This window comes from Pirellulales bacterium, from assembly GCA_019636335.1.
Classification (GTDB): Bacteria; Planctomycetota; Planctomycetia; order Pirellulales; family JAEUIK01; genus JAHBXR01.
In genome coordinates this window covers 219,194-235,213 of the sequence record JAHBXR010000007.1, presented here as the reverse complement: position 1 = coordinate 235,213, position 16,020 = coordinate 219,194, and the positions used below count along the sequence as shown (strand labels likewise).

Below are 16,020 nucleotides of genomic sequence, written 5' to 3'. Positions count from 1 at the left end.
CGCACGTGGATACCCAGCGGCCCCCCTTGGCCGCTTCGCCCGATTGTAATCTGCCTACTCGGGCGAGACGATCTCGAGCAGTTCGATCGCCGGTTCACCATCGACATCGATCATCGCCGTGCGACCGTAGGTCACTTCGTCGGGCGACATGCCGAAATGGCGGCACAACTCCTCGCCGGCACCGACGCGCAACAGCGACGATAAACGCACGGCCCGCAACACGCCGTGCTCGATCAAAATCCGCCCCAACGGCATCTGCTGGCTCTCGACCGCCTGGCGAACGGCCGGACCGAGGCAATTGAGCCTGATCCGCATGATGCCAAACTGCACGACCCGCCGATCGGTCTCGCGGACGAGTAAGATCTTGCGGGCGTAATGAGTGGGGGTCTGCTGCAACTCGAGTACCCGCACCTGAACGTGACAGCCGTGATGCACCTCGACCGTAACGGTCATGTGATGCTCGTGGTCGAGCAACGTGCGATAGACCGAAGGCATCTCGTCGGACGAGATTTCGGCAAACGAGCCCAGTTGCTCGGGCCGGTTGAAAAACAGACCGACGAGCGTATCGAGATCGGGCGTGAGGGGCTGGGCGGGATTCAAGATCCCCCTCCGGGCTCTATTCCGAGGCGCTCTGGCGAGCACCGGGCCTCAACGTGCGACAGGGCGCACGACGTTCTCACGGGCGTGAGCTTTTTCGAGCAGGGCGGGTGAGGATACGGACATCGTGGGACGCGGTTCGGCCGGCGTTTCGTGCTGACTGACCGCTCGTCCCAAGGCCGACACGACAAAAATGCGGGGATAAAGCTTCTCGTAGTACCAGAGTTTAGCAAAAAAGTGACCGATCGGCGAGCCGTTCAAGTGCTGCCCGCCTTCGACTGCCGCGGTAAGCCACTCGAGGCCGCGCTCGAGTGCGGCTATCGTGGCCGCGGTACTCGGCGCGGCGAGCAATGCTTCGACGACGGCGGCCGTTTCTTCCACGCTCGAACGACGCCGCGGCTTGCCGTTGCCGGTGGTCTCGATGGAACCACCCCAGCCGCCATCGGCGTTCTGGTGCGACACGAGCCACGCGATGCCGCGCTCGGCCGCCTTGTCGGTCCACCGTTGCAGGTCGCGATAGGCCAACAGCACGCGAGCCGTACCGTAGTAGGGATTCGCCTCGCCGGCCTCATCCTGGTTGCCATACCACAATGGCAACCAACTGCCATCCTCGCGCTGATTGGTCGCCAGAAACGCCATGCCGCGTTGAATGCTCAGCCGGACGCGGGCCTCACGGGCCGTACTCACGCCATTGACACCCACATTGGCAGGCTTGGTGCGCGATGGGGAATGCGCGGGAGCATACCCCACGCGCGAGGTGAGCTCGTAGCGACCATTCGTCGTGCCATTCGCCAGACGTCCCACCGCCGGCGCGCTCTGATTCTCCGAGGGCAAATCGAGACGGTGCTGCCAGGCGGCCAGCGCCCGCACCGTGTGGGCCGTGATATCGGCGCCGCTGCGATCGGCGGGCAATCGGCTCCAGCCTCGCGCAAAGACGGGAAAACCACCGTCGGCCTGCTGTAGAGCGAGCAACCAATCGACGCCCTGCAATGCCGCTGCTCCAATACGAGCCTCGTCGGGACAACCGCCGGGAGCAATCCAGCGTTCGAGCGCGAGAAGTGCAGCGGGCGTATCATCGGCATCGGGAACCGCGCCGGGACGATCGTTCCACCCCCAGCCTCCTGCCGCCGCGCCAGTCACGGGATGCACGTCGTGCTGTTGGCAAGCCAGGAGCCAATCGAGGCACTCGTGTTGCTGCAGATCTTCGCCGCCAGCGGCCAGGGCCGAAAGCGATAGTGACGTGGTCCAGGTCGAAAGATTCGGCTCGATCGGCCACGATCCGTCCGGTCGCACCGTCGCCAGCAGAAACTCGACGCCGCGGTGAACGACGGGATGACAGGCCCGATGCATCGCCGCCAGGCTCATCACCACGAAGCTCGTCAGCGGGGTGCCTTCCAAAAAGCTGCCGTTGGCGGCCTGCATTCGTTCGATCTGCGCCAAACTCTTCTCGATCGCGGCACGTCGCACGGCGCGGGCGATGGGATTGCGCGGCTTCTCGAAGAAGAAGCGTGCCTGTCCCGTGGCCACCAGCGCCGGCACGGCATAGCTCGTCACCGAACGCTGCGCGAAGCGCGAGGCCCACGGCGGCAGACAGGTCAATTCAAAGGGGAGAGAGGGGACCTCGCGCCAGGGCAACAGCCCCGCCAAGGCGCAGTTCGTCAGGATCGGCACCAGGAAGGCCTTGTCGCGGCCGGCCTGTTTCTTGAGCGCGGCGACACCGCCGGCGCGCTTGACATATTCGGCGGCGCGCGCCAGGGCATCGGTGTGCTTCGAGGGGACACCCGTCAGATGGAACGCGGCCCGCACCAGCATCGTGGTGGCCAGGTTCGAACGGCTGCGATCGGTGTCGCCCCAGCCACCATCGGCATTCTGGTGGGCAATGAGCCAACGCAAACCGGCGACGATCAACTCGCTGTAGCGGGCTTCGAGCGCCTCGTTGGCGAAGCAGCCACTGCGAGCATCGGTCTCGCCGTGCCGCTCGACCAGGGCCAGGGCGCTGACGGCGGTGGCGGTGGCGAGCGCGGAACTGGACAGCTCTCCGGTCCAATGCCCGGAAGGGTCACAGGCCTCGAGCAAATCGCGACGCGCCTGCTCGAAGGCCCGCATCAAACGCTGAAATTCGACCATCGAAGCTCGCGGAAAAGCGACGACGTGCGGTCGGCCGGCGGACCCGAGTCGAAGTTCGCTTCGCCTCGCAGGGTCCACGCCTCGTGGCGGACCGTGACGTGAGTGTGGTGGCTCGTTCGCAGCGCGGCTAGGCGCGCGAGCCATGAACCGCATTTAGTCTAGGCACGCCCTGGCAAACTGTCGAGCGGCTGGGACAAGAATTGGTCCGCTGGGCTGTCCGACCGGCGCGTCAAAGTCGCTCGCTACGGCCGAGCCGATGCGGACGGCAAAGTCGCAAGTGCAATCCACACGGTTAGTTGGACAATCTCAGAGGGGGCACTGGTTCGGCCCATGCTGAGGAAGTAGAAGGTCAGAAGTAGGTGCCACTGCGTGCCCCGCAGATTCCCACTTCAAATCCAATTTGCTACGTATATCGCACTCCCTGATGCTCCGGCTCGAAGAAGGCCGGCAGCAGACCGTCGACGCGCAATAGGCCGGCCCGGGTCAGTGTGATCGCATCTCCCTCGATCGTGACGATCCCCTCTTCGACGTACTGCTGCCACACGTCGGACCACTCTTCGAGAATCTCGACGCCGAACTTGCGGCGGAAGTAACCGGCGTCGAGGCGGCCGGTCTTCAACTGCAGGATCAACTCGCGGACGAGCAGTTGGTGCCGCGTGGGCCGCATGCCGCGCCACAAGGGCAAGCGTCCCGCTTCGAGCTCGCCGAGGTACTGCCCCCACTCGGCCAGATTCTGATAGTGTACGCCCGAGGCATGCCCAAAGCTGGCCACGCCGGTGGCAAGCAGATCGGAGCCGCGCCAGAGATTGTCGCGATAGCTGAAGTTCACGCGGCTCTTGTCGCGCACCAGGGTGTAGGCGCTCGAGATCGAATAGCCAGCGGCCATCAACTCGTCGTAGGCGTAGTTGAGCCACTCGCGCTTCATCGGCCAATCGGCCACGGGACTCTGCGCCCCGGCGGTGAGCATGTCGCGCGAGTAGACCGTGTTGAAGGGGAGCTCCATCTGGTAGATGGTCACGCTGTCGGGGAGAAACTCGATCGTGCGGCGAATGGTTTCCTGCCAGGAGGCGGTCGTTTCGCCCACCATGCCCGAGATGAGGTCGATGTTCGTATTGGGAAAATCGACCGAGCGGATCCAATCCCAGGCCTTGTGGATTTCGCTCGAAAGATGCGCGCGACCGTTTTCCTCGAGTACTTTATCGTTGAAGTTCTCGACGCCGAGGCTCAGCCGCGTGACGCCCAGTTCGCGCAGCGTTTGCAACTTGGGGAGCGAGAGCGTGCCCGGCTCGCACTCGAAGGTGACCTCTTCAGCGTGATCCCAGCGAATATTGGCCCGCAGACGATCGACGAGGCTCGTCAATTGCCTGGCGCTGAGAAACGAGGGGGTGCCGCCGCCGAAATAGACGAAGCGGAAGGGGCGCTGGCCCATGATCGCCAACCGGCTCACGAGCTCGATCTCGCGCGACAGGGCCGAGACGTAACGTTCGACGTCTTGCGAGTTCTTGTCCGTATAGACCCGAAAATAGCAGAACTTGCAGCGTTTGCGGCAGAACGGAATGTGCAGGTACAGCCCCAGCGGCACGTCAGCCGGGGGGGAATCGAGCGTGCGGCGGACCTCGCCCACCTCTTCCGTCTTCCACTGCGAAAAGGGGGGGTAGTTCGAAATGAAGTAGCTGCCGACTTCGGTTTTGGTCGCTTCGGTCGTCATGGAGTCTTTTCTCCTGGCGCCCGCTTGCCAAAGCAGAACAGCACGCCGTCGTCGTTGCCGATGACGAGCTTGCCTTGAGCGATGGCTGGCGAGGCAATGAATCCGCCCCCGGCTTCGTACTCCCAGGTCACCTCGCCCGACTTCAAATCGAGGCCGTAAATGCGTCCATCGGCGCTGCCGATATAGGCTCGCTGGCCGGCAATCACCGGCGAACCATCGATGCGTCCCTTGGAAGCGAACTTCCACTTCGGCTCGCCGCGCTGCGGGTCGAAGGCGTGTACGCGTTTGTCGCGGCTGCCGACCACGACGATGTCATCCGCCAGCGCCGCCGACGAACGAATCGGCAAACTATGCCCCGCGTCGTGATACTTCCACACGACTTCGCCCTTGCGCCAATCGATGCAGAAGAACATGCCCCCCTCGGTGCCAAAATAGACCCGATCGCCGCTGGCGGCCGGCGTGCAGCCTGTCTGCGCGTCGATCGGAACCTTCGACACCGCCTGGCCGGTGGTCAGGTCGATGACGTGCAGATGGCCATCGCAACCGGCGACAAACGCGCGGTCGTCGATGATCGTTGGCGAGCAGCGAATCTGGTCGTCGATCGTATGCTTCCAGATCTCGGCGCCGGTGACGGCGTCGAGGCAATAGAGCGTGGCGTCTTGCGAGCCGAACAACACATGGTCGGCGTGAAAGTTGGCGGCCCCGTCGATTTCGGCCCGCGCCTGCACCATCCACAACTTGCTGCCATCGGCGGCGTTCACGCAGTAGAACGCGCCATCCGCGTCTCCGACGTAAAGGCGTCCCTCGCGATACGAAGCAGCCGCGTAAAAGCCTAGCTCGGTGGGAAAGCGCCACTTTTCCTCGCCCGTGGCGAGATCGAACGCGTAGAGGTGGCCATCGAGCGAACCGACGTAAACCACGCCATCGACAATCGTCGCCGTCGCCTCGAACGAGGCGTCCGGGATCTCAAGTTTCCAGAGCAACTCGAGATCGCCCGACAGATCGTCCGACGAGACGCCCGTCGAGCGACTATCGCCGCGGAACAAAGGCCATGCCGTGGCGGGCGCGGCCCCATCGTCAGCTTCCGCGTTCGCCGAGGGCTTCGCGCCGGCAGCGGCGACGAGTGCTTCGCCGGTCGCTGGCAACGGATCGGCTGCGGCGTCCGGGTTCTCGGGAGGGGCGGATTCGGGCGGGACGTCCGCCGCAGGAACCGGCCTGACGGGCGCGTTGCCGGGGGGGGGCGCCACGGTGTCGGCCGCTGGCGCGGCGCTCGGGCCCGACTTCGCCGGGGCCGGGTGTTCCTGCTGCGCGCAACCGACGAACCCCAGCGCAAGGCACAACCACACGGTCAGCCGGGCGGCGGTTGGGCGATGGCGGCACATGAGGATCTCAGTAGGCGGCGCGGTAAAGTTCCAGCAGGTTCGCTTCATCTACCGTACGCGGATTGAATTGGCCGGTCCACTGCCGAGCGGCATCGGCGGCCAACTCGGGAAGCTCTTCGGCCGGGATACCCCAGTCGGAAAGTCGCGTGGGAATCTCGGCTTGCGAGGCCAGTCGCGTGACGAACTCGGCCAACCCATCGGCTCCCTGACGCGGCAACGGGGCGCCGTTGGTCGCGGGAGTACACTCGAGCAACTCGCGGTACGAATCCTGCACGACCGCCGCGTTGAAGCGAATCACGTGCGGCAACATGAGGGCCACGGCCTGACCGTGGACGACGCCATGCCGCGCCGTCAACGGATTCGCCAGCGCGTGCGCCGCGCCGAGCATCGAGTTCTCGATCGCCAGCCCCGCCAGGCAGGCCCCCCATTGCATGGCGCCGCGGGCGTCGAGATTGTCCGGTTCATCAAGCACGCGGACAAAGTTGGCTTCGAGCAATAACCACGCCTCGCGGCTGAGGGCCTGCGAAATGGGCGTGCGCCGGCGCGTGACGTACGTTTCGAGCGCGTGCGAAAGCGCGTCGATGCCCGTGTCGGCGGTCACGCGCGGCGGTTGCGTGACGGTGAGCGTCGGATCGAGAATCGCCACGCGACACGTTGCCCGGCGGTCGCCACAGGCCATTTTGACGTGGGTCGTGGCATCGGAGATGAGGGCGAACGATTGCGACTCGCTCCCCGTGCCGGCCGTCGTCGGCACGGCGATCATCGGCAACATCGGCCCGGTGGCCTTGCCGACGCCCCAATAGTCCTGCATGCGGCCGCCGCAGGAATAAAGGAAGTTCGTCCCCTTGGCGGTATCCATCGAGCTGCCCCCCCCCAGGCCAACGATCAGATCGGGCCGATATGCCCGTGCGACAGCGGTGGCCACATCCACCGTGTCGGTCGTCGGATTCTCGACCACCTGGTCGAACACCTGCACGTCGAGGCCCGCCCTGCGCAACGCATCGATGCCACGCGGGGCATGTCCGGCCGCCATGATGCCGGGATCGGTGACGAGCAGCACCCGAGTGGCGCCCAATTCGCGAGCGAGATCTCCCAACGAATCGACGCGCGCGGGTCCGAAGACGATCCGCGTACGGAGCTCGAAGTCGAACGGGATCATGCGACGTGCCGGGGGATGGAGCGGGGCAGGGGAGTGCGGGCGGGATCGCGCAGTTCGTAGCGGAGCGTCAACTTATAGGCTCGCACAGGCTGGCAGCCTGTGCCACTATTCTAGGTGATTTCCGATAATCGACGACGTTCTCTACTTCGCCGCGACGAGGGCCTCGACCTTCTTCGGCGGCACCTGGTACGCACGGGCGCGAAACAGGAATTCGACAATGTTGCCTTCGTGCGGCTGGAGCCAATCGAGCTTGATCGTCGGAATCGGCCCGATGTTCAAGCGATCGATGTGCGTGGCGTCGGTCAGTGCTTGCGCGAAGGCCGGATCTTCGGTAATCGCCGTGCCGACGAGCGTGGGGCCAATCGACTCGAGCATCTTGTCCTGCGGGCACTCGACCACGGTGACGAAGGGGAACATGTATTCCTTCGACACGATCGCCGCCGAGGGACTCTTGGCGTATGCCACCGTGGGACGCAGGTAGGAGGCTCGTTCGCGCTCGACGAGCCGTTCGCCGTAGGGAGCGGTCATGTGCTCGACCCCCTCTTCGCGCAGATCGGCCTCGATCGCCTTCCAGATGGCCGGACCGGCTCCGGGAATGGTAAATGCTGCGAGGCCGGCCTTTGGGTCTTCGGGGGGCAACGCCTCGACCGGGCCGATCCGCTTGGCCAGCGCCGCGGCGATCTCCTTCGCGTGGCGCGGAGCCCAGATGCTCGAGCAATTGATGCAGCCGCGTCCGCTGTTCAGATAGACGCTGTCGGCCATCAGGTCGATGAACTCTTCCCAGCGATCGACCACGTCTTCGCCAATCAAGATCTTGCTGAAGCCGGGACCGTGTACCTGCACGCGGGGGTCGCCCTTGTAACGATCGACCGTGGCGGTGCCGCCGAAGATCATCGACCGCGTGCAACTGGCGAGCACGGCGGCGCCGACGTCGGCGCCGCCGGGATAGATCGAGATCGCCTCAGCCGGAATGCCCGCCTCGGTGAACGCGGCGAACATGCGGTAGGGGGTCCACGGCTCTTGCGGTCCCGGCTTGAGCACCAGGCCAACCTGCATCGGGATCACGGGCAGCCACAGCGTATGCACGCCGGGCGAATTCGACGGCAGCACTAACCCGAGGACCGGCGCCTGCGCCTGATAGCTCACCACGACGCCACGCTGCTCGACTCCGTAACCGCGCGTCAGGATCGACAGGTCGAGTCCTCGCGTCAGGGCGTCGAGCATGCGATCCATGTTCGACAGCACGAAATGATTCTTCTGCATGTTCGCGGCGCACATGTGCTCGGGCAACCCGGTGCTGGCCGATTGTTGCCGCGCGAACTCCTGCGGGCTTTGCTGGCCATCGCCCAGTGGCAGCGTGCCGTTGAGATACAGATCGGCCGCCTTCTTCATGCGTTCGATCAGTTCTTCGCAGCGGAACTGACGCAAGGCGTCGCGCGCCTGTTGCGCCTTGCGCATATCGCGCTGCACGAGCCCACCGTTGGCTTGCCCCACTTTGGCGATCGGCTCGCCGGTGAGGAAGTGGTTGACCGTGTCGTTCTCGAGCGACTCGTAGGGTTTTCCCCAACGAATGACGGGGATATTCAGCACCGTGGTACTCCCACTCATGTCGTGGTTTTCGGCCCGCAAGTGGCACAGGCCGGCGGCCTGTGCCATTTTGAATTCCAGATTTAGGCTGCTTTGTTTCTTTAATACACGCCGACGGTGGTTGCCTCGGCCAGTACATGGAACGGCCGGACGCCGCTCACGCCGTCCCAGGGGTACTTCTCGTACGGCAACTCGCGTTCCCCCTCGTCGCGCTCGAGGAAGCCCGGCACGAAGAATTCCTTGGTCAGGGTGGTCAACTTCACGCGCCCCGTTTCGCCGTAGCCCACGGTGCGCGTGGCATCGTCGAAATCGACCACCTCGACCACGGCGCGTGGCTGCGGGGCATAGTAAGAAATCTTGAATCCGTCGGCCGCCGTGACCGGCTTCGAGCAGGCCAGTCCCATCAGCGTGTTGCCGTACGTCGGGGTCATGTAGACGCCGTCGAGCAGTTCCTCCGTGGCGAAGCGCGTCCACTGCGGGGTGAACTCGGTGCCCCCCGAGAAGATGCCGGTGATGCCACTCTCTTTGATGCTCGAGCCACGTTTCTCGAGCGCCATGGCGAGCGATTCGAGCAGCTTGGGCGTGGTGAACATGCAGCGAATATCGTGCCCGGCGCCCAGAATCGTGATCGCCTGATCGATGACGTGTTCCTTGTACGCCTCGAGGTGTTCCATCCAGCCCTTCTTGATGAGCTTGATGACCCAGCGCGGATCGAGATCCACGCAGAAGCAGATACCGCCGCGGAACTGGGCCAGATGTTCCACCGCCAGCCGCAAACGGCGGGGACCCGAGGGGCCGAGCATCAGCCAGTTCGCCCCCTTGGGAAAATGCTCGTCGGGGAGCGTCGCGCTGAACAGTTCGTAGTCGGTGCGGAAATCATCGACCGCCACCCGCGACTTCGGCACGCCCGTGGTGCCCCCCGTTTCGAAGACGTAGATCGGCCGATCGGCGAACGCCTGGGGCACCCAGCGCCGCACCGGACCGCCACGCAGCCACTCGTCCTCGAACAGATCGAACTTCTTCAGATCGTCGAACGACTTGACCTCCTTCAGCGGATCGAACTTGAGGCTCTTGGCCTTTTCGAGCCAGAAGGGGCAGCCGGTCGAGGGGTGAAAGTGCCACTGCACGATCTCGTACGTCTCGGCGTCGAGCTTCTCGCGGGCCGCACGAACCTTGGCCTGCAAATCGGCCGGCAAGGTCGCGTTACTCACACTCATGGGAACTCCAGGCGGGGCGGGCAGTTGAGAATTGTCTCAACCGTCGAAAATACCCGACCCGGCCTCCCACGACAACCAACCAGAGGCCGAGAGTTCCACGGCAAAACCGTTGACACGAGAAGCCCCAGTGCGCACGAGTTGCGCGAACTGGAATGCCGCCGAGTAATGGGGATGGACCTCTTCGCCAGGATAGCGTTCGAGAATCCGTCGATCATCCAATAGCAGAGGACGCCAATCGCGGACAGAGTGGCTAGGCGGGCACCGGCACGCTCGGCTTGACGCCTTCCGGCGTTTCGTCCGAGTTGATGTCGAACCACTCCTCCTTGAACTCCACCGGGCGGCGTTCGCGGATGGCGATGTTCGACGTGAGCGCGATCACCGCATCGGCCAGGGCCACCTTGGGATGGCACTTGGGCTGATTTTCGGGCGCGCGGTTGCGGATGCACCAGGCCCAATGCTCGATCTCCTCGGTGTAGCCGCGGCTGATCGGGCCATCGAGCGCCTTCTTGCCGGCCGAGGCGCCCGCCGGCGGCCCGCTCTGCGTCGTGTCGAGCTTCGGGCCGTCCTTGCCTTTGGCAACCTTGATGTTCGTCGACGTGTTCGAATCCTGGAACAGCAGGGCCTCCTGCTCGCGTTCGAGAATCAGGGTCCCCTTGGTCCCCATCACGACCTCGCCATAACCGCCGAAGCCGTTGCCGTTGATCGACGAGTAGGTGACCACGACCCGCTTGTTCAATCGCTCGGGATCTTTCTCGTCGTACTGCGGCGCGGGGAACTCGTACGTGCAATAGACGTGGTCTTCCGAATCGCGGTCGTGCGGGAAGATGTAGCGCCCCCCCACGGCCGAGACATTGAGCGGCATCACCTTCTTGCCATCTTCGCGCATGGCGCTGATGAAGATGCTCGCCGCGTCGAGCTGGTGGCTGCCCAACTCGGCCATCAGCCCCCCACCGGTGCGGTTCCAGAGACGCCAGCGCAGCAGTTCCTCGAAGGCTGAACGCTGATAGCCGCTCGACAGGGTGGTGTCTTCGTAGCCGTACTTCGAGGCCTCGGGGGCAATCGCGCGATCGAGCAGTTGCAACTCGATTTGCTGCTTGCGAGCGCGGACGGCGTCGTAGTCTTCGCCACTCTTCGCGCCAGCCAGCCGTTTTTCGAAAGCGGCGAGATCCTTTTCCAACTCAGCGATCATCGGCGGCGACCAGCTATCGCGGCCCGGCAGATTGCCACGGTGCCACTGGGCGCGGATGAAGTGCAGGTCCCCCAGCAGACCGAGACGAATCGTCTGCACGGCATTGTCATACAGGATGCTGTAATGGCGCTGGTGTCCGGTGGCGAGCAGCTTGTCGGTGGCCGCCGCCGTGCGGCTCATCTCCTTGCACTCGTGAACGCTGTGCCCCATGAGCTTTTCGGTCAGCACATGCTTGCCCGCCTTCATGGCCTCGATGGCGACGGGGGCGTGCAGGTGCAAGGGGAGGGCGATGATCACCCCCTCGATCTGCGGATCGGCGAGCAGATCCTTGTAGTCCTGATAGACCTTGACGTTCTTGCGCGCTTCATCCTCGGTCGACCAGCCGTACTTGGTCATCAGTCCGGTGCGAATCGCCTTGATGGCGTCGCTCGACGTATCGCCGTGGAACGCACGGTGGACGTTGTAGGGGCGAATATCGGCGATGGCCACGCACTGCACGTAATCGGGCGTCAGGGCGCCGATCAGCACGCCCCCTTCATCCCCCGTGCCGATGATGCCGATGCGCACCGGATCGTTGATGGCCTGGTAGCCGAAGTAGAACGCGCCCAACCCTGCCCCGGAGACCATGCCCGCCGCAATGCTGCGTTCGAGGAACTCGCGTCGCGTGAGCTCGTCGCCGATAACATTGTAGAAGTTCGACTTGCCGACTTCTCTTTCTTCAGGTGTCAATTGCATCAGGCACCTCGCTTGCCGAAGAACGGCCGTACGAACAGTTGATGGATGAAGAAGTCGAGCCCACCCCATTGTCCCACGGCGGTGCAGGCCAAGAGCACGAGCGCGACCATTTCGATGAATTCTTTGTTGATGATCATGGCATGCCCCACCGGAGCGGGCGCCGGCGGATAGATCGTGGGCCAGGCGGGCTGAGCCAGCACGATCGTCAGCAGGAAGACCGCACCACCAATGGCGGCTGCCCGGGTAAACAGCCCCACCACCAGGCAGAACCCGATGGCGAGAATGCTGTAGGTCATGAACTTGTCCATGCCGGCCATCGGGTTGGCGATCGACTGGGGCGCGCCACGCTTGAGCTGCTCCACCGAGGCCAAGTCAACCAGATCATCGTCGAGTCCGTGGAAGATCGCCCCGATCTGCTTGCCCCAGCCATCGGCCTCGGCCCGCAGCTCGGTCTGTTTGTCCCAAGCCCGCTTTTGCTGATAGGGGATATCCTGGGCCGCCGCGGTGGCCTTGGTCTGGTTTAATCGTTCCCAGCTATCGGCATGCTTTTGCAGCGGCTCTTTGTTCGCATTGAACCAGTCGGCCACCTGCGCCTTGCGCAGGTTCGCGATGCGGGCGGCCGCTTTCTGCTGGCCATCATCGAACGAGTAGAAGGCGACAATCTCGGCCTGCCGAGCGTCGAGATCGGCCAGCACGAGCTCGCGGTCGAGCTTGGCCTGGCCGTTCACGTCGGGCACGAGGGCATAATACTGCTCGGCAAGGGGCCCCTTGGCTTGTTTCAAAAAGCTGGCCGACGAGAAGTCGGGATGCGTGTATTTCCACACTCCCTCGTAAAGGAAATGCCAGCCAATGCAGATGCGCAGCACGACCAGCATCACGATGGCGGCGCTGCCGATTTTGTAAGGACGGGCTGTCAGGGTGGCCTCCCGCCCCATCGTCAGGGCGAAATGCGATCGAGGAACGAATCAGGAGTGGGTCGCCAGCGGCGAGCAAGGGGCAGGCAGGAAGCCTCACAAGGCCAATCGGCCACACGCTTCCCCAAAGCACGCAGCCGCCCCCTCTCCGGCTCATTCTAGCCCTACGTGACAGACACTGCCAGGGTTTGCGCGAACCACTCCCAGGCGGGTCGCTGGCCGCCGCTTCCCCCTGCCGGCATCGGTATAGCCGGCACCATCGCGACATCAGAAGAGCAAGCTGGCTGGCCGATCAGACCTCGACTGGGGCGGCCTCGGCGACGGTCTCGGGCAAGACCCCGTGCGTGTACTCGGACTCGATCACCCGCATCGAGCGCCACTTGCCCTGGATGAAGCGGGCCGTATAGACGATGCCCACGCTCATGATGGCCACGGTGATGATCGACCAGGCGCCGAAGAGCCCCAGCCCCAGGACTTCGATGCCGATGTACGAAGCGATGCTCATCGACACTGCCAGTACGGTCGAGACGTAGAGAATGAACCGCGTGTCGCCCGCCCCTTTGAGCGCCCCCATGAAGATGACCGCCAGGGTATCGAACATGCAGTAGAGGGCCACGAAGCGCAAGAGCACCTTGGCGATTTCCGTTAGTCGAGTGAACTCATCGGGATCCATGCTCGCCCCGTGCAGATAGAGCAGTCCCTCGGGTGCGAGCAGGTAAACCATGCTGATGGTCGCCATATAGCCGGTCGATAATGCGGCTGCCGACCAGGCGGAACGGGCGGCCAAATCGGGACGATTCTCTCCCAGGCGCTGGCCCACGAGCGTCGTCACGGCAATCCCTGCACCAAGCATGGGCACGAAGGCCAGCATATTGATGTTGAAAGCCACGTTCGCCACGATCAACTCGAGATGCCCCAAGCGTCCCACCAGCATGATGAAGAAGGTGAAGGCGATCACGTCGATCAACATCTGGAAGCCGCTCGGAAAACCGAACTTCAGTAACCGGCCGAACAGCTCACGATCGAAACGGGCACCGCTCCAGGTACCGAATTCGCGCCGATTCGCCGGCAAGAGAAACAGCAGGCCGAAGGCGGTGAACTGAAACCAATAGGCGATCGTCGTGGCAATGGCCGCGCCGGCGATGCCCATCTCGGGAAAGCCGAACCTGCCGAAGATGAAGATATAGTCCAGCACGATATTGATGAGTGCCATGACGATGTCGACGACCATCACCGTGCGCGTGCGTCCTCGTCCGGTGAAGAAGCCCGAGAGGGCAGCCGACATGACGCTCGCCCCCATGCCCCAGAGCACGATCGAAAAGAAGGAGACTTCCATCCGCTGGATAGCGGTCTCGTGGCCCACCAGCGCGAAGATCTGCGGTGCGAATGGCACGAGCAGCGCAATGAGTGGAAACGTCGCCGCGCCGACGAGAATGCCTTGCCAGACCGAGACGCCGATCCGCTCCGCATGCCCCGCGCCGAAATACTGCGCGACGAAGGTGTTCACATACGAGGCGATCCCGAGAAAGAAGCAGGTCAGCGTGAAGGCCAGCATCGACGAGGGCATCGAGGCCGCCAGCGCATCGGGGTTGTACCAACTGAGGAACACCCGATCGATGAACAGCATCAACGTCCACGAAGAGGTGGAGATCACCAGCGGCAGCGCCAGCACCACCACCTCGCGCCCCCCACCCTCGGCACGCCACCAACTGCGTAGATAGGTACTCATACCACCGTCCTGGTCCGCGACTTACCCGCTTGCGATCCGTGCGGGCGCGGCATGTTCCCACGCAAGACGCACACGAAGATTCCCCATGATGCCATGCGACACAGAATCGGTCCAAGGGGTTCGCTTTGGGTCAGTGGTCAGTGGGCAGATGTACGCCCCGCTATTCCAACTTACAGCGTTTGCCTCGCTCACGTTTCGGGTTGCGATGGGCCCTCATAGAGACATGTGCCTTTCTACTTCCCCCGCACGAAGCCGTACCACTCGATGTGGCGCCGGGGGCAGTAGGTGTAGCCGTGCCGTTCGGCATAGGGCTCTAGCCATAGCTGGCGTGCGTGCAGTTGGGGCAGGTCGACTCCCTGCGGCATGAGCAGCACGCGGCGACGATCGACCGCGGGAAACTCCTCGAGATACCGCTCCACCTCGTCGCAATCTTCCGGCCGATCGATCACGAATTTCAACTGGTAGGCATAGTCGCGCGTCAGGCGGCGAATCACCTCGGGCACGTGCCGCGAGTGCTCGTGGCGAACGTGCCAGCGTGCGTCGCGCTCGGCGGTGGGGGTCGAGTTCGAGAGTTTTGGACTGATCGACATCAGGTCGCACTCGATCGGCAAGTCGAGCGTGCCCGCCGTCTCGATTGTGATGTGCTTGCCGCGCCGGCGCAATTCGGCTGCCAGAGAAACCAACTCGGCGTAAAGCATCGGCTCCCCCCCCGTGATGACCGCGTGCTGCTCGGTCAGCGGTTCGACACGGGCCAGGATGTCGTCCAGCGAAAGCTCTTCCCCCTCGGGCGTCCACGAGGTGTAGGGCGTGTCGCAAAACGTGCAGCGCAGATTGCAGCCGCTCGTGCGCACGAAGATGCTCGGCGTTCCGGTCAGGAACCCTTCGCCCTGCACGGAGGCATAGATCTCGGCAATCTTCACGGGGCGCTTCAATTCGCGTAGGGCAGGGGATCGACGAGTCCCGCGTCGGCGAAACCTCGTCGGCGAATCAGGCACGAATCGCACTGCCCGCAGCTCAAGCCCGCGGGCGTGGGATCGTAGCAACTGTGCGTGAGTCCGTAGTCGAGCCCCAGCGCCGTGCCGCGCCGAATGATCTCGGCCTTGGTCAGGCGGATGAGGGGGGCATGAACCTTGAACTCCAACGTTCCTTCGACGCCGGCCTTGGTTGCCAGGTTCGCGAGCCGTTCGAAGGCCGCGATGAACTCGGGACGGCAGTCGGGATATCCACTGTAATCGACCGCGTTGACTCCCACGAAAAGATCGGCCGCGCCGGTTACCTCGGCCAGGCCCAGGGCGAGTGCCAGCAGCACCGTATTGCGCGCCGGAACATAAGTTACCGGGATACCATGCTCCATGTCGTCGGCGCTGCGTCCTTTGGGGACGTCCGCTGTCGATAAGAGGGCACTGCCCCCCATGCCGGAGAGGTCCACTCGCTCGACCACGTGGCGGCGCACGCCGAGCGTCTGGGCCACACGCTCGGCGGCGGCCACTTCGCAATGGTGGCGTTGACCGTATTCGACCGTGAGGGCTGTCAGTTCAAATCCCTCGGCCCGCGCCATGGCCGCGGTGGTGGCGGAATCGAGTCCGCCGGAGAGTAAAACGACCGCGGGACGTGCCATGATTCGGACCCGATCGCGTTGGGGCTGGTGAACTACAGGCCATCATGCCAGAATCGGT

General features: G+C 63.8%; 12 protein-coding genes. All 12 read right to left on the bottom strand.

The annotated features are described in order from the left end of the window. Window positions 1-54: 54 nt before the first annotated feature. The gene (locus KF708_09675; protein ID MBX3412946.1) at window positions 55-603 is read right to left on the bottom strand and encodes a hypothetical protein; all 549 of its coding nucleotides are present in this window, start codon (window positions 601-603) and stop codon (window positions 55-57) included. A gap of 45 nt (window positions 604-648) precedes the next feature. After that, the gene (locus KF708_09670) at window positions 649-2,703 is read right to left on the bottom strand and encodes a squalene--hopene cyclase (GenBank protein ID MBX3412945.1); all 2,055 of its coding nucleotides are present in this window, start codon (window positions 2,701-2,703) and stop codon (window positions 649-651) included. A gap of 424 nt (window positions 2,704-3,127) precedes the next feature. Beyond that, a complete protein-coding gene (locus KF708_09665) occupies window positions 3,128-4,432 on the bottom strand; it encodes a coproporphyrinogen III oxidase family protein (GenBank protein MBX3412944.1) in 1,305 nt (434 codons plus the stop codon). Next, entirely contained in the window at window positions 4,429-5,814 is a 1,386-nt protein-coding gene (locus KF708_09660; GenBank protein MBX3412943.1) for a PQQ-binding-like beta-propeller repeat protein, read from the bottom strand. The genes KF708_09665 and KF708_09660 overlap by 4 nt, the downstream gene beginning before the upstream one ends. 7 nt (window positions 5,815-5,821) lie before the next feature. Then, on the bottom strand, window positions 5,822-6,973 hold the full coding sequence (locus KF708_09655) for an iron-containing alcohol dehydrogenase (GenBank protein ID MBX3412942.1): 1,152 nt from the start codon (window positions 6,971-6,973) through the stop codon (window positions 5,822-5,824). Between the two features lie 141 nt (window positions 6,974-7,114). After that, window positions 7,115-8,563 (bottom strand): aldehyde dehydrogenase, encoded by a 1,449-nt coding sequence (locus tag KF708_09650; GenBank protein ID MBX3412941.1) that lies wholly within the window; start codon window positions 8,561-8,563, stop codon window positions 7,115-7,117. A 98-nt stretch (window positions 8,564-8,661) separates the two neighbouring features. Beyond that, entirely contained in the window at window positions 8,662-9,777 is a 1,116-nt protein-coding gene (locus tag KF708_09645; GenBank protein ID MBX3412940.1) for a hypothetical protein, read from the bottom strand. A gap of 250 nt (window positions 9,778-10,027) precedes the next feature. Next, window positions 10,028-11,701: a Gfo/Idh/MocA family oxidoreductase gene (locus tag KF708_09640; GenBank protein ID MBX3412939.1), complete on the bottom strand. Its 1,674-nt coding sequence runs from the start codon at window positions 11,699-11,701 to the stop codon at window positions 10,028-10,030. Then, complete coding sequence (locus KF708_09635) at window positions 11,701-12,636, bottom strand: hypothetical protein (GenBank protein MBX3412938.1); 936 nt, start codon at window positions 12,634-12,636, stop codon at window positions 11,701-11,703. Before KF708_09635 ends, KF708_09640 begins: the two co-directional genes overlap by 1 nt. Window positions 12,637-12,907: 271 nt before the next feature. Then, window positions 12,908-14,344 (bottom strand): MATE family efflux transporter, encoded by a 1,437-nt coding sequence (locus KF708_09630; GenBank protein ID MBX3412937.1) that lies wholly within the window; start codon window positions 14,342-14,344, stop codon window positions 12,908-12,910. Between the two features lie 233 nt (window positions 14,345-14,577). Further along, window positions 14,578-15,264 carry a 7-carboxy-7-deazaguanine synthase QueE gene (locus tag KF708_09625; GenBank protein ID MBX3412936.1) on the bottom strand — a complete coding sequence of 229 codons (687 nt, stop codon included), beginning with the start codon at window positions 15,262-15,264 and terminating at the stop codon, window positions 14,578-14,580. Between the two features lie 8 nt (window positions 15,265-15,272). Further along, window positions 15,273-15,962, bottom strand: coding sequence for a 7-cyano-7-deazaguanine synthase QueC (gene queC, locus KF708_09620; GenBank protein MBX3412935.1), 690 nt, complete (start codon window positions 15,960-15,962; stop codon window positions 15,273-15,275). Window positions 15,963-16,020: the final 58 nt, after the last annotated feature.

Coding starts and splice junctions, on each gene's coding strand:
- KF708_09670 (MBX3412945.1), bottom strand. CDS start 2,703: ATGCGGGCCTTCGAGCAGGCGCGTCGCGATTTGCTCGAGGCCTGTGAC.
- KF708_09665 (MBX3412944.1), bottom strand. CDS start 4,432: ATGACGACCGAAGCGACCAAAACCGAAGTCGGCAGCTACTTCATTTCG.
- KF708_09660 (MBX3412943.1), bottom strand. CDS start 5,814: ATGTGCCGCCATCGCCCAACCGCCGCCCGGCTGACCGTGTGGTTGTGC.
- KF708_09655 (MBX3412942.1), bottom strand. CDS start 6,973: ATGATCCCGTTCGACTTCGAGCTCCGTACGCGGATCGTCTTCGGACCC.
- KF708_09645 (MBX3412940.1), bottom strand. CDS start 9,777: ATGAGTGTGAGTAACGCGACCTTGCCGGCCGATTTGCAGGCCAAGGTT.
- KF708_09640 (MBX3412939.1), bottom strand. CDS start 11,701: ATGCAATTGACACCTGAAGAAAGAGAAGTCGGCAAGTCGAACTTCTAC.
- KF708_09635 (MBX3412938.1), bottom strand. CDS start 12,636: ATGGGGCGGGAGGCCACCCTGACAGCCCGTCCTTACAAAATCGGCAGC.
- KF708_09630 (MBX3412937.1), bottom strand. CDS start 14,344: ATGAGTACCTATCTACGCAGTTGGTGGCGTGCCGAGGGTGGGGGGCGC.
- queC (MBX3412935.1), bottom strand. CDS start 15,962: ATGGCACGTCCCGCGGTCGTTTTACTCTCCGGCGGACTCGATTCCGCC.